The organism is Gracilibacillus thailandensis, assembly GCF_010994055.1.
In the GTDB taxonomy this organism is placed as follows: domain Bacteria; phylum Bacillota; class Bacilli; order Bacillales; family Amphibacillaceae; genus Gracilibacillus; species Gracilibacillus lacisalsi.
The window spans coordinates 13,861-27,800 of sequence record NZ_WJID01000075.1 but is presented as its reverse complement, the minus strand read 5'-3'; the positions used below and the strand labels follow the sequence as shown (position 1 = coordinate 27,800).

Genomic DNA, 13,940 nt, shown 5'->3' with positions numbered 1-13,940 from the left:
TCACTCCAGGAAGCACCACCACATTTAGTATAGAGCCGATTAAAATTAATTATCTATAACATGATGAAAGCGAGCTGAATATTTATTCAGCTCGCTTTCCCTTACTTATTCAAAATAATGGATTAATCCATTGGTAATTCCTTGTGCTATATCGTTCTGAAAATTTGCTGTTTGTACGACAGACAGATCATGAGGGTTTGATATAAAACCTAACTCGAGTAAAACTGAAGGAGCTGATGTATTCATAAGCACTTTATAGTTTGCTTGTCTTACCCCTCGGTCCTGAAGGTCAACTTGAGATATCATGGCTGACTGTATAGAATCACCTAACTCCTTCTCAGCCATATCAGCAAAATAGGTAGTGATCCCATTTGCTGATATATCGAAGGACGCATCGTAATGAAGGCTAATATAAGCATCCGTATAATAGCTATTACTAATTCGCGCACGATCCTCTAAATAAACATAATAATCTCCTGACCTAGTCACAATGACATTAGCACCAGCATCACGCAAATGATCAATAACTTTTGTAGATGTCGGTAACACAACATCTTTTTCTTGTACTCCATTGAATCCTATTGCGCCGGGATCTGTTCCACCATGTCCTGGGTCTACTACAATATTATACCCTTCTAAACTCTTGGAGTTAGAGGAAACCGTGTTATTAGTTGATAAAGCTTGCGACGTCTGAGCTGTTTCTGTTGTTTGTTCCGTTAACCAAGAAGCTATCCAGCCTGTCTCTGAACCATTCAACCTAATTTGATACCATTCATCTGTCTGATCCGTCACTTCAAAATTATCTCCAGATACTGCCGATCCAATCGATTCATAGTTAGTACCTGGTCCACTACGGACAAAAATGCTTTCAGAAGCTATCGTAACCTTTTTTGAACTGTTACTTGTTTCGGTTGTAGAAACTTCCGAACTAGTAGAAGGCTGTTGAACCAGATGATGTTTAGCTACCCACACTTCTTCACCATCAAAGTAAGTTTGAACCCATCCGTACTTTTCCTGAAAAACTACTAGCTCGTCCCCTTTCACGAGTTGTGCCACTATTTCACTGTTTGAAGAGGGCTCACTTCGAACATTGAGAATCGATGAACTAACTTCATAGGTTTCTGAACTACTAGCCGCAACAGGTTGTAATAAAAAAAAGGAAAGACACGATAACGAAAAAATAAAGACAAGTCGAGAAATTAGTCTATGATTCATTGAAATCCTCCTTTTTCCCTATAGGAAAGTTGCTTTAAATTCCTCTTCTTCATATGGTAGATTACCCTAAATCATATACTTCTATGCTACTCTAGCAAAAATAGATTATATTTACCTAGCAATTTCGAGGTGAAGAAGGATAATTTTACCATAATTGAAGTGGATTGCAAGTAGACTGCTAGTTCCGTTATCCACCATAAAAGATAAAGGAGAAATAAATAAAATGATCAACTATTCTCCCGACTGCACGGTCATGTTAGTACCACCTAAAACATGAATGCGTAATCTTGTCTTTGGTACCAACCTAAAGAACAAGCATTCGCAACCGTGTAATTGGGGATACTTCCAACTATTTCTGTATACGTGTCACGTGGATTACTAGCCATATGTGACCTTTCATTCTTCGGATTTAAAGTGATATAGAATAGCATTTACCAAACCTTTTAAAATGGATTTGGTATGATCTGATAAGATAAGATAAAAATCCTAATCCATAGTTTTTTACCAGCTAGAACAATAAATATAGCTGACCCCAAAAAATGAATGGGTCAGCTCATATATCTTATTCGATTATTTCAACACGTACCTCTTTACGTCCCCATTGGAGAGCATCGTCTCGATTTGGAATGAACACATCAATTTCATTACCATTTATTCCACCACCAATATCCGCTGCAATGGCAACTCCGTATCCTTCCACTTCAACAATGGATCCAAGCGGAATAACACTCGGATCAACAGCGATCACTTTCGCATCAGAATATTTCTTTAAATCGAGTCCCATCTTTGTCACACCTGAACAACCGTCACAATCTGCCGTATATGCTGTACTTTCCACTGTCAAAGATTTTCCGGTTGCTGAACCATGCTTACTCAAACTATCTAGTGCCGACCTTGTATTTGGTCCTGCAATTCCGTCTACGGCCAAACCTTGTTGTTTCTGAAAACTCTTAACTGCACTCACTGTGCCAGAGCCATAAATCCCATCAATATTTAAATGGTAATGACCTGCTTCCTTCAACTGGTATTGAATGTGGATAACTTGTTTACCGATATCACCATTTCGCAAAACTTGTACCGCATGGTTTGTCTCAGGACCAGCAATGCCATCAACTTTTAAGTTGCGTTTCCGCTGAAAATCCTTGACGGCTTCTTCTGTAATATTACCGTAATATCCTGTTGAGGTATGATACGGGAATACTCCTTTCGTCATCAAGTAATCTTGTAATTCAGCTACATCCGATCCTGATGATCCATTAACTAGTATGCGATCTCCAATCGCAGCCTCTGTAATGGTTGGTGCTAAGACCATCATAAGGAAACTAGCAACCATAACAATAAATAGGTTTCTACACCTTTTTAACATAAAAAATCCTCCCCGTTTTTTCTCTTTCATAAGAGAGTTCGAGAAGAACAAGGATTTCTTGTGTGTAAAAGATAGATTCACAACGTTAGACCCTTTATCATCCATTATTTTGTAATAATGTATCCTATAAGGTCTGTCTAAGGACAAGTATATCTCTACTATATCCCCACATATTTTCACTGTTTCTGCTTACTTCCATTCGTTATCATTACCCAACTCCATCGTTTTTTCACAGTTTTTCCTCAATCTTTTCTTTGACTTGGATTCCTGACTTTATGATAATGGAAATAGGTAAGTTGTTGAATCAGAAGGGAGATTTCACAACCAACATGGAACATACTTCAATAGAAATGAAAAATATCATGCATTGGAAAACAGAAATGGTACGATTTATGATGGCCTATAAGTTTGCTGTAGAAGAAGTTAGTACAAAAATAAGTATATTACAGCAGGAATTTCAACATATTCATGATTACAATCCGATTGAACATGTGAAAACACGCGTTAAATCACCCGAAAGTATATTTAAAAAGGTGCAAAAGAAAAAGTTGGCTTTAAATCTTCCAGTCATTCAGGAGAACATCCGCGATATTGCTGGAATTAGAATCAATTGTTCATTTGTAAGTGATATTTATCGAGTAGCGGATATGCTTACAGAACAAAAAGATATTACCTTAATAGAGAAAAAAGACTATATACAAAATCCAAAACCAAATGGATACAAAAGTCTTCACTTAATAGTACAAATACCGATTTTTATGTCAGACCGGGTAGAAAATGTGTATGCCGAAATTCAAATTAGAACGATCGCAATGGATTTCTGGGCTAGTTTGGAGCATAAAATCTACTATAAGTATAATAAATCTATTCCGAAAGCATTACGGGACGATTTGAGAGATGCTGCAATTTCTGCAAACGAGTTAGATGAACGAATGGAGAGAATTCATAAGGAAGTAAATCAACTTAAAGAAGCCGACCACCTTAATGGTAATGAGGAAAAGCCGGTAATCCTTCCTCCTGAATTTCTATCATTGTTAGCTGATAACCAGAAAAAATCCTAAGATATAGAGAGGGCTGCTTTATAAAGAAATATAGCAGCCCTCTTATTTTAAGTTTTCAAACTTAATAATTGTGTACTCTTCCATCCCTACACTATTCCACCAATCATCGCACAGGCTAACATGTAACGAATTGATTAGATATAAAACAACTACATCTATGTGTTTTACATTCTTTTTTTATTTTTGCAGCATAATTAACAATCCCATCAACAGAATCAAATGGTCGAAATCGATTGGTGACCACTGCAATGGAAATAGATACGAGTGGAATTTCTTCTATTTCTCCTTTTCGATTTTCAGTTTTTACATAGCCCTGTTCGCGATGTTCTTCCTTATAAAAGGATAGAATAGATTGATCGAAATTAGCGATAATCTGTTCGCATATAATTTCGAAATCCCAACTATAAAGCAAGACAACAAAGTCATCACCACCAACATGTCCGACAAATCCATGATTCTTGACAGCATTTGCTTGTAAAATGGACGCTGTCTCCTGAATCACTTTGTCACCCGCTGAAAAGCCGTAGACGTCATTATAAGCTTTGAACTGATCTAAATCTACGTAAAGCACTGCGAATTTTTCATGTGATAATAATTCTTTCAAATGATCATTGATCATTCGATTACCTGGCAGTTTAGTAAGAGGATTCAATGATGAAGCAATTTGAGACTGGACACTAGCAAGGGTCATTAATAATGAGCGAATCGAGACACTTCCGAATAATTGACCTTCTTTCGTGACGACAATATCATCATATAATGCATTTGAACTACGATCCATTGCTTTTTCACTGACTTCTGTGATCGACGTTTGGTAATCGAAACAGAGAATTTCTTCTTTCATCAAAAGGGATACAGGTCTGTTAATATACAAATTGTAGCCATACATGGAACCGAGTTTTTGATAGAAATCTGTTCGAGTAACCATACCTAGCGGTTTCTTATTTTCTATAATGATAATCCCATGTGTTCGATAATTATCCTTAAAAAGCTGATCAATTTCACTATTATTTATCGTTGCTTGAACGGCTATAGAGTGTTCAACAATATCACCTATATTAATTCTCATCTTGATACCCTCACAATGCTTAGCGCATATTATGATAATATATTATACTACCATCATAACGGATATACAGATGAATCGAAAGACCTATCTAAGTGATTTTTAGACTTGATAAATGTGTTATCCTTTGTGAACACTAGATATTTTTCCTTATTGTAATGTTTTTGTAAATTTTTATCATAACTGCAAACAAAAGCAAACAGCAGATATCTTTTTATAACTGTATTTGATGATTAAATCGGTTTTCTCTGAAAATAAATATATCCACAAAGGAAAAAGACAAGAAAACCTCCTCCCACTACGGTCAATAGTTGATCCCACGGAATGAAAAATACATCATCTGTATTTCCCCCAACATACATCATCGAAAATGGTTGTGCCCATGGATAATACGGTCCAAACCGTTCTGAATTAACCACTAAAATCGTCGGCAAAGTAAAAATAACATTCACAGCAAACGGCGCGGCAAAACTCTTGAATAAAATAGATAGCCATAACTGTAATGCGACTAATGGCATTGTCGCTACCCAGCCTCCTATAATACTCTTCCAAACGATTGTTAATGGAAATGGATCTGTAAAACCTTCGATCGTCCCTACTGCATAAATTGCTCCTAAGTAGAGTATTTGCATAAAAAGTACTAATAAAATAAGCAGCAGATATTTTGTTAGAAAAACTTTTCCTCTCGTTACAGGTAAGGCTAATAATTGCTTCCAACCACCTTCTTGATGCTCATAACGACAGATAACACTCGCTAATACACCTGTTATTAAAGGTAAAAACAAGATCGCATAGGTGAAATTCATCATAAATAAAGGAGCATACCATTGATTCATTTGTTCTCCAACATTTAGTGAGTTCCCTGTCAATCCAATAAACAGACCAATAAGTGGACCAACAAATAAAATCAAGGTAACTTTTGATTTGCGCAATTTAAACCATTCTGAATGTAAAATGGCTAACATTTATTTCACATCCCTTCTTTTAAAATCAAACATGCCAATAATATATAACAAACTTCCGACACCTAGTCCTAACCATACATTGATAATCGGATCATCCCATTCGTTCATTAATGAAGGCCATTTCCAAATCATCCAGTCTGGTAATGTGAAAGCGGAGTAAGCAAAAATGACACCGACTACACCTACCGTAATGGGAAATCCTTGATTTTTGCTGACAGTAGCAATCCATAACTGTAATGCTAGCACTGGTAATGCTGCAAAAAATGGGAAGAAACTATATTGGGATACTTCTAAAAAGGGAATCTCCTGATTAAAATCTAAGAACAATCCAAATCCCAGTGTGAAAATCATTAGTAAACAAGATGAAAGAAAAAGCATAATCGAAAGAGCGGTAAATTTCGACAAATATACAGACATTTTGGAGATCGGTAATGCCACTAACTGTTTCCAGGCATTTGTCTCATTTTCAATACTCGCCATAAACGAAGTGAGTATCACAATTCCTAATACTATGGCAAGTGGTGTAAAGGCACTAATATTTTTTAGATAATATCCCCAATAATCGTTACTTTGTTGAAGTAAATACTCTTTTCTAACACCATAGTTGACCATCTGTAAAGCAATCACACCGAAAGGACCCAATATCGTTAAAAACCACATACCTTTTCGTTTCATTTTCAACATATCTACCTTTAACAACCGCATCATCATCCAGCAAGCTCCTCCTTCGTCATTTGTAGGAAGATATCTTCTAACGACTTTTTATCCTCTTCTACACGATATATGGAAATGCCTTGTTGCACGAGCAATTGAACTGCTTCTGCTACATGCTGATCGGTTTGATCTGATAAAAGGATATGCCCATCCTCTAACTCTGCTTTCATTCCATTAGCTAAAAGCGCTCGCCATGCTTGTTCATGCTGATTTACTTTCAATTTAATATGCTGTTGTGCAAACATACGCATTTCTTCGATGGAATCCTGGAAAATCATTTTTCCTTTTGTAATAATCCCTACCGTGGTAGCTATTTGATCGATTTCCGACAAAAGGTGACTGGAGATTAATATAGTCATCCCATATTTCTCTGGTAAACTCTTAATTAATTCTCGGATTTCGATAATCCCAGATGGATCTAATCCATTTGTAGGTTCATCTAAAATCAACAGTTCTGGTTTATTTAATAGGGCAGATGCTATACCTAACCGTTGCTTCATTCCTAATGAATAACCTTTTACTTTCTTATTTGCCGCATCCTGCAAACGAACAGTTTTTAAAACTTCATCAATCCTCGTTTTCGGAACACCAACTATTTTTCTAATGGCTTCTAAGTTTTCTTTCGCAGTCAAGTGCGGATAATAGGAAGGGTTTTCGACTAATGATCCTACTTTTTTTAAAATATTGATGCGCTCACTCTTCAAATCTTTTCCGAATATTGCGATGTTACCAGCAGTTGGTTTCATCAAACCTAGCAGCATTCGGATCGTTGTTGATTTCCCCGCACCATTTGGTCCCAGAAAGCCATATATCTCTCCTTTAGGGATTCGAATATCTACTCCATTAACCGCAAGTTCTTTCCCAAATTTCTTTGATAGATTGTTTGTTTGAACAATATATTCCATTCTAATCACCTCACCAACTATCTTAACCAATGAAGGTTAAAGAGAAGTATAGTTGAAGTTTAAATTTTGTTTAAATTGATCACAAAAAGAGGTGATCCCTTTCATGGAGCAATCACCTCTTCACATATTACTTTTTATCCTGTATATTTTTCTTAATTTGGATGGTCGTTCCGTCATTACTAGAATGAATCTCCCATTCTAGCTGCATCCCTTTGACCATCATGTCAACAATTGATAAACCAATTCCTGCCCCTTTTTGATTAGAGCTATCTTTCATTCCACTGCCTCTGTCTCGTACAACGATTGCATCATAGCTATTGGTTGATGCTGTTTTCAATTCTACGTATCGTCCATTATTCGCATGACGTAAAACATTCTGTAATAGATTATCTATGACACGCCCTAGCCAAATGGGATCGACATGCCACACACTATCATGCAGTGGCTCTAGTTCCACATTTATTTCGAATCCTTCCTTCTCAAACACTGGATACCATGTCGCTATTCTCTCTCGGGCAAAGCGGACGATATCCACCTCTTGTATATCCAATTTATATTTACTTGCCATCAGAAGTGTATAAGACATCAAATTCTCGATTAATTTATCAATATCTTCAACAGATGCTTCCAAGGCATGAATCGCTTGTTTAGCATCATCTGACACATCCTGTTTCGCAATTTTATATGTCTGTGCATTTATTTTGGTAAGAGGAGTTCTTAGATCATGAGATAAATTAGCAATCAGTTCACGTCTTAATTGCTCCTCCTCTTGTTCACGTTCCCTACTCTTTCTTAATTCGTGCACCATTTGGTTAAATGTTTGTTCTAATTGTCCTATTTCATCTTGTTTCTTGACATCGATTTGAATCGGCAATTCGTCAACATCTCGGATCTCCATCGCTTCTTGTAACTGTAATAAGCGTTTGCGAATCCCGCGGAAGAATAGGAAAGAAATAAAGATAAAAAAGATTACTAGAAAAAGAGTTCCAATTAATAGCCAACTACCATATTGATTAAATGCAATTTGTATGGGCTTTTGAAAAACATCTCGCTTAATTTCAAACACAATAAAGCCGTCCGTGTCCTCTTCTCCAACAAAAGCAATCACGGTAAAAGGATTTTCTCCATATCGATCTTTTATAAATTTTGCAGTGAAAGAAGATGTCCATTCCGTTGGTAGATCATTTCGTTCTTCTGTTGCAACACGCAATGTTCCACTTTGATCAACCCAAAACATCGATGCATCAGGGTATTGATCCTTCCACTTATCAAAAATTCTTGAAATGTCCGCTTCTGTTTTTAACCTATTCGCATCTTTGTGCCAATCTTCCTCAATTTGTTCATAATCCATTTCATCTGATGTGTAACTACTTTCGATATTATCTGCCACTCCTGTTATTAATATAGCGATTAACAGATAAGCGATTTGAACAATGGAAAGTGCCAACACAATAATAAGCATATATTTAGCCAATAAAGATCGAAAAAATTTTTTCATGCTCTCACCCGATACCCTATACCACGAATCGTTTCGATAATCGTCGGTTTAGCAGGATTAACTTCTAGCTTCTCCCGTAAATAGCGAATATGAACCATTAACGTCTTATCCCCTTCCATGTACGGTTCACCCCATACGCCTTCATATAGTTGTTCTTTTGTTAAAATTTGATTAGCGTGTTGAAGAAAATATTGAAACAAATAAAATTGCTTTCCTGTTAATTGAATCTCCTCATTCTTGTGCTTATCTATAATTCTCATCTCTTTTGGATAAACCTCTAAATGCTGCATGTGTAATACTTCATGGTTTTTTTGAAACCTTCTAAGCATTACCTCTATTCGTGCAACCAATTCTTCAGGATGGAATGGCTTCGTCACATAATCATCAGCAAAACTCAATCCTTCCAGCTTATCTTCAACCGCTGTTCGTGCAGACAGCATAATAACAGGTAAATCAGCATTCTCCCGTTTTATTCGTTTTCCAATCGAAAACCCATCTAAACCTGGTAACATAATATCTAAAATCGCAATATCGACCGTCGACAAATATTGATTCAATTTATCGCCGGAAGTAAGCCATATGACTTCATACCCTTTTTCTCGTAAAACATCTGAAACCCAGCTACCTATTTCTGACTCATCTTCTATGTACAAAACTCGAGACATTGTTCTCCCCCTTCCTATTTTACTTTAACATATTTTAGTAATTAAATAGGAAAGAATCATGAACCTCTCCTTACGAAAGCCACTAGAGTTAGAATTTGGTTACAACTATGAGAATCTTTAATTTCCTAACTTTTCTATATAGTTTTTATGGTTAAAACAATTTGAAAATTTTGGTACTATCAAGATGCAACAAAGAAAACGCTTACAAAAAATAGAGAAAGGGAGGTGTTGTTTAAGAAGCATGTAGCCTGCTTGAGGGCTGCACAGCATCATCGTTAAGACTAATTGCATTCTAACAAAAAAGGAGGAATTCGATGAAACGAAAGAGTATGAAGCTTCTTTTCGTCATGTTGGTTGGTTTTGCACTTACGATTCCTGCAGTAAATGTAAATGCGGCGGTCACTAGCAATGAAACTGGCACCCATGATGGCTACGATTATGAATTCTGGAAAGACAGTGGTGGGTCTGGAAGTATGACACTCAATAGTGGTGGTACCTTCAGTGCCGAGTGGAATAATGTTAATAACATATTATTCCGTAAAGGCAAGAAATTCGATGAAACGCAGACACACCAGGAAATCGGAAATATTTCGATAAACTATGGAGCCGACTATCAGCCAAACGGCAATTCATATTTAACGGTCTATGGATGGACGGTTGACCCGCTTGTAGAATATTACATTGTCGATAGCTGGGGCGACTGGCGTCCACCAGGAGGTACGTCCAAAGGCACCATTACCGTTGACGGTGGCACCTATGATATCTATGAAACTACTCGAACTAACCAGCCTTCGATTATAGGGACGGCAACATTCCAGCAATATTGGAGTGTTAGGAGATCGAAACGTACAAGTGGAACGATATCTGTTAGCGAACACTTTAAAGCATGGGAAAACTTAGGAATGCAAATGGGTAACATGTATGAAGTTGCGCTGACGGTAGAAGGCTATCAAAGTAGTGGTTATGCTGATGTGTATAGTAATACGCTTACTATCGGTGGAAACTCTGGTGGTGATGGCGGAGATGGCAGCCCTACAAGAGTGGAAGCGGAAGATATGACGAAAAGCGGTCAGTATACCGGAAATATTAGTTCACCATTCAACGGAGTTGCTTTATATGCCAACAATGATTCAGTAAAATATACACAGTATTTTGCCAACGGAACCCATAGTTTCTCACTCCGTGGTGCTTCCAATAATTCCAACATGGCCAGAGTCGATTTAAAAATAGGTGGAGAGACAAAGGGTACATTCTACTTTGGTGGAAGCTATCCAGCTGTCTATACGATAGATAATGTCAGCCATGGAACTGGAAATCAAGAGATTGAGCTCGTTGTAACATCTGATGACGATACGTGGGATGCTTATATTGATTATTTAGAGATACACTAAAACGGCTACGCAACATACAAAGGTTAGGCTTAAAATCCGTTCGTTTTTCTTACCAAATCCCGGCAGTGAAGTTTCCGCCGGGATTTTTTCAACTAAGAAAGTATTAATTTTTACTAATTGTGACTAGAAAAGAAAGATTTCCACAACATTAGTAGGGACTTATAGATGGTAAACGGCGTGATGACTTATACGACAAGAGTTTATACTAATAATCTCCATTAATTGTCTAATTTGAAAAAGTTATGATTTTCTATAAAGGATTTATATTATTTTGATCTTAATTCTAAATCCCAACGTTCTTCTATTAATTTTCTTCCCCACATAAATACTTCTGCTTTTTCTTCCGTTATTTCAAATCCCATTTTTTTATACAGTGGTCTAGCAGTTTCCATATCACTAACTGTCCAAAGGAAAATGCGTTCATAATTAAAGTGTTTACAGTATTGAATTAAAGACTTAATTAGTTGCGTACCCAATCCCTTGTTCTGGAATGATGGATTGACAAAAAACCACCTTAACTGCCCAACCTTTTCAGCGGCATTTACCAATCCGATACTACCCGCAAACTGACCATTAATTTCAGCTATCCAGATCCTCTCGATTTCAGCCTCAAAGGTTTCATGGAGATATGCCAAAAAACTTTCATCCCATTTATGTACTCGGTTATAAAATTCCCATTGCTGCTCAATCATGTTCTTTAAATCCTCCGAAGTATAATAACTTCTAACAGAAATGGACTCCTCTGTTCGTTTTAAAGAGCTAAAAAGAATGTCTTGAATTGTGTTCATTGAAGCGACGAGTTTTTGCTGTTGTTCTTGACCTAAGTTCTCCATAATATTATCTACTTGCTGATTAGCCTTCTTCTCTAGTTCTTTGTAAATTATTTCTCCGTGGCTGGTGACAAACAAATAATGATTACGTGCATCTTCTTTACTTTTTTGCCTATAAGTCATTTTTTCTTTTTCGAATTTTTTGATAATTCTACTTACATATCCACCATCTAAATTTAAGTTTTGCTGAATGTCTTTAGCCATACAACAGGGTGTATTATAAATTTCAAAAAGAATACGAGTTTCTGTTAGAGAAAAAGGGCTGTCGTAGATATGTTCATTTAAAAATCCAAGAACATCTGTATAGAATCTGTTAAATTTACGGAATGCAAGTCTACAATCATTTTCTACGTTTACCAAATTCACACACCTCTCTAATATCCAAATTTTTCATATATGTTGTTGATTATTCATTCTACAACCAATACTTGCTTAAGTCAACTATTTAATTTTGGTATATTTCTAAAAATTTTAAAAATTCAAATGAATATAATTTAAACCATGTTACATTCACTTTGTATCAAATATGAAAAATAGGAAAAGAAAGGACGAATGAATTTATGAAATGTAAAGTCGAAACACTACCAGACTATCGTGTTGCTTATCTACGACGAGTTGGTCCTTATGGTCCTGCTAACAATGCAGTAATGGAAAAGTTAAAAAAATGGGCAAAAAAGAAAAATCTTCTTACATCAGCAACTCTTATTGCCATTCCCCAAGATAACCCTGAGACAACACCACCTGACAACTGTAGATTTGATGCATGTATTGTACTTTCGAAGGATTATGTATTAGATGGTTCAATTTGTGAAAAAGAGCTTTCTGGCGGGAAATATCTTATTTACGATGTTAAACATACCGTAGAAAATATCCAAGAAGCTTATACCAACATTTTCCCTTCTCTACTTAGCAATGGATATCAAATGGATAATAAACCTATTTTAGAAAGATACTTTGGCGATATGATTCACAAGCCTTATTGTGAAATCTGTATACCAATTAAATAAAATTAGTTTCGTTTTTCTTGTGTGATAAACTATTCATTCACAATAATTGATATAGGAGAACAAGTTGCTTGTTATAGCTAATAACTTCTTGTTCTTCTTTTCATAAGGGAGTTAGTTACATAAGGAACTGACTAAATTTCCAAAGTTTTTAATATCTCTTAAATAATCATATCCAACTGGATTACCAATTTTATTGTACATGCGTACTGCTACAGCTTTATATTCTGGTATAATTAAGCAGGCACAACCAGATGCTCCTAAAATTTGATAAGAATTTATTGGTAGCTCCTCACCTAATTCACTATTTAGATAAGCATTTTCATTCTTAAACCAAAAAAGTCCGTTTTGGGGTGTTTGAAACATATCTTTCGGTGTTTGTATCGAAGTGGTCAATTCAAATATATTTCTCGGCAAAACTTGCTTACCATGAAGATTACCATTGTTCAAATGTAAATAGCCCCAATGTGCAAACTCTCGCGAACTCACATACAAATTTCTTTCAAATCCAGTATCTTTATCTAATCGAATTTTCGGGTCTTCTGATAATTCGAAGACATCAGCAACAAGATTATTTTGATATGTTGATTCCCATCCAGTTTCTGAAAACTCTAAAGGATTAAATACATAATCTTGAAGAATACCATTCACCGTACGCTCAGAGATATTGGTAATAATTTTATATAACAGTGACAGTCCCGCATCATTGTATACCCATTCACTCCCTGGAGAAGAACTCCTTATCATTTCGTCATTTATAAATTTTAAACCATGTGTATGTGTTACAAGATGACGCAATGTGATACCTTTATAAAGATCCTCATTTAATCCTTCTACATACTCCAATGCTTCGTCATCTAAACTATTTATTTTTCCGTCATTAAGAAGGATAGCAACTGCCAACCCTATATAGCTTTTACGAGCAGAGTAAATATTAAAACGAGAGTCTTCTTCAATTTCCATTTTTGTTAAAGGGTTAAAGCCAGAGTACCATTCCCCTATAACTTTATCCTCTTGTATTACGTATACTGCACTTGCATATGCTTTGATTTGATCTTTTATCTCTTTCACATATTTATATAAAGGATGCAATCGTTCTGATTTTTCTTTTATTAAACACTGTCCAACTTGATTAGTTGATGACTTTTCAATCAAACTATTATCACTCCAATCAAACCTTTATATTTCAGAAATTCTATTTAGTCATATTTTCTCTATATATTTGAACTCTTCACCTCAATTATTTGCTTAAACGATATG

General features: G+C 35.9%; 13 protein-coding genes. 3 read left to right on the top strand and 10 right to left on the bottom strand.

The annotated features are described in order from the left end of the window. Positions 1–105: 105 nt before the first annotated feature. Both GH715_RS18440 and GH715_RS18435 read right to left on the bottom strand, forming a co-directional pair. Positions 106–1,215: an N-acetylmuramoyl-L-alanine amidase family protein gene (locus GH715_RS18440; protein ID WP_153836677.1), complete on the bottom strand. Its 1,110-nt coding sequence runs from the start codon at positions 1,213–1,215 to the stop codon at positions 106–108. Between the two features lie 562 nt (positions 1,216–1,777). Further along, on the bottom strand, positions 1,778–2,581 hold the full coding sequence (locus GH715_RS18435; protein ID WP_153836676.1) for a peptidoglycan-binding protein: 804 nt from the start codon (positions 2,579–2,581) through the stop codon (positions 1,778–1,780). A gap of 329 nt (positions 2,582–2,910) precedes the next feature. Between GH715_RS18435 and GH715_RS18430 the strand changes: the two genes are divergently transcribed. Further along, the gene (locus tag GH715_RS18430) at positions 2,911–3,642 is read left to right on the top strand and encodes a GTP pyrophosphokinase (RefSeq protein WP_153836678.1); all 732 of its coding nucleotides are present in this window, start codon (positions 2,911–2,913) and stop codon (positions 3,640–3,642) included. A gap of 115 nt (positions 3,643–3,757) precedes the next feature. On the opposite strand, the gene GH715_RS18425 is transcribed toward GH715_RS18430, so the two are convergent. From GH715_RS18425 to GH715_RS18400, 6 genes are all read right to left on the bottom strand, one after another. After that, entirely contained in the window at positions 3,758–4,711 is a 954-nt protein-coding gene (locus tag GH715_RS18425) for a GGDEF domain-containing protein (protein WP_153836675.1), read from the bottom strand. A gap of 230 nt (positions 4,712–4,941) precedes the next feature. Next, a complete protein-coding gene (locus GH715_RS18420) occupies positions 4,942–5,673 on the bottom strand; it encodes an ABC transporter permease (protein ID WP_153836674.1) in 732 nt (243 codons plus the stop codon). Then, entirely contained in the window at positions 5,674–6,384 is a 711-nt protein-coding gene (locus GH715_RS18415; RefSeq protein ID WP_153836673.1) for an ABC transporter permease, read from the bottom strand. Continuing rightward, on the bottom strand, positions 6,381–7,292 hold the full coding sequence (locus tag GH715_RS18410) for an ABC transporter ATP-binding protein (protein ID WP_153836672.1): 912 nt from the start codon (positions 7,290–7,292) through the stop codon (positions 6,381–6,383). The genes GH715_RS18415 and GH715_RS18410 overlap by 4 nt, the downstream gene beginning before the upstream one ends. 127 nt (positions 7,293–7,419) lie before the next feature. Further along, complete coding sequence (locus tag GH715_RS18405) at positions 7,420–8,790, bottom strand: sensor histidine kinase (protein WP_153836671.1); 1,371 nt, start codon at positions 8,788–8,790, stop codon at positions 7,420–7,422. Beyond that, on the bottom strand, positions 8,787–9,455 hold the full coding sequence (locus GH715_RS18400) for a response regulator transcription factor (protein ID WP_153836670.1): 669 nt from the start codon (positions 9,453–9,455) through the stop codon (positions 8,787–8,789). The genes GH715_RS18405 and GH715_RS18400 overlap by 4 nt, the downstream gene beginning before the upstream one ends. A gap of 314 nt (positions 9,456–9,769) precedes the next feature. Here GH715_RS18400 and GH715_RS18395 point away from each other — a divergent pair, with 314 nt between their 5' ends. Next, positions 9,770–10,846 carry a glycoside hydrolase family 11 protein gene (locus tag GH715_RS18395; RefSeq protein ID WP_153836669.1) on the top strand — a complete coding sequence of 359 codons (1,077 nt, stop codon included), beginning with the start codon at positions 9,770–9,772 and terminating at the stop codon, positions 10,844–10,846. Between the two features lie 266 nt (positions 10,847–11,112). Here the strand turns inward: GH715_RS18395 and GH715_RS18390 are convergent, their stop codons facing one another. Then, positions 11,113–12,036, bottom strand: coding sequence for a bifunctional helix-turn-helix transcriptional regulator/GNAT family N-acetyltransferase (locus tag GH715_RS18390; RefSeq protein ID WP_153836668.1), 924 nt, complete (start codon positions 12,034–12,036; stop codon positions 11,113–11,115). 200 nt (positions 12,037–12,236) lie between these two features. Between GH715_RS18390 and GH715_RS18385 the strand changes: the two genes are divergently transcribed. Next, complete coding sequence (locus GH715_RS18385) at positions 12,237–12,683, top strand: AraC family transcriptional regulator (RefSeq protein WP_153836667.1); 447 nt, start codon at positions 12,237–12,239, stop codon at positions 12,681–12,683. Between the two features lie 111 nt (positions 12,684–12,794). On the opposite strand, the gene GH715_RS18380 is transcribed toward GH715_RS18385, so the two are convergent. Further along, positions 12,795–13,835: a serine hydrolase domain-containing protein gene (locus GH715_RS18380; RefSeq protein ID WP_153836666.1), complete on the bottom strand. Its 1,041-nt coding sequence runs from the start codon at positions 13,833–13,835 to the stop codon at positions 12,795–12,797. Positions 13,836–13,940: the final 105 nt, after the last annotated feature.

What these genes read in the sequence shown, in the direction of transcription:
- GH715_RS18385 (WP_153836667.1), top strand. Translation starts at nt 12,237, where the DNA reads ATGAAATGTAAAGTCGAAACACTACCAGACTATCGTGTTGCTTATCTA.
- GH715_RS18410 (WP_153836672.1), bottom strand. Translation starts at nt 7,292, where the DNA reads ATGGAATATATTGTTCAAACAAACAATCTATCAAAGAAATTTGGGAAA.
- GH715_RS18440 (WP_153836677.1), bottom strand. Translation starts at nt 1,215, where the DNA reads ATGAATCATAGACTAATTTCTCGACTTGTCTTTATTTTTTCGTTATCG.
- GH715_RS18425 (WP_153836675.1), bottom strand. Translation starts at nt 4,711, where the DNA reads ATGAGAATTAATATAGGTGATATTGTTGAACACTCTATAGCCGTTCAA.
- GH715_RS18405 (WP_153836671.1), bottom strand. Translation starts at nt 8,790, where the DNA reads ATGAAAAAATTTTTTCGATCTTTATTGGCTAAATATATGCTTATTATT.
- GH715_RS18395 (WP_153836669.1), top strand. Translation starts at nt 9,770, where the DNA reads ATGAAACGAAAGAGTATGAAGCTTCTTTTCGTCATGTTGGTTGGTTTT.
- GH715_RS18435 (WP_153836676.1), bottom strand. Translation starts at nt 2,581, where the DNA reads ATGTTAAAAAGGTGTAGAAACCTATTTATTGTTATGGTTGCTAGTTTC.
- GH715_RS18430 (WP_153836678.1), top strand. Translation starts at nt 2,911, where the DNA reads ATGGAACATACTTCAATAGAAATGAAAAATATCATGCATTGGAAAACA.
- GH715_RS18415 (WP_153836673.1), bottom strand. Translation starts at nt 6,384, where the DNA reads ATGATGATGCGGTTGTTAAAGGTAGATATGTTGAAAATGAAACGAAAA.
- GH715_RS18420 (WP_153836674.1), bottom strand. Translation starts at nt 5,673, where the DNA reads ATGTTAGCCATTTTACATTCAGAATGGTTTAAATTGCGCAAATCAAAA.
- GH715_RS18400 (WP_153836670.1), bottom strand. Translation starts at nt 9,455, where the DNA reads ATGTCTCGAGTTTTGTACATAGAAGATGAGTCAGAAATAGGTAGCTGG.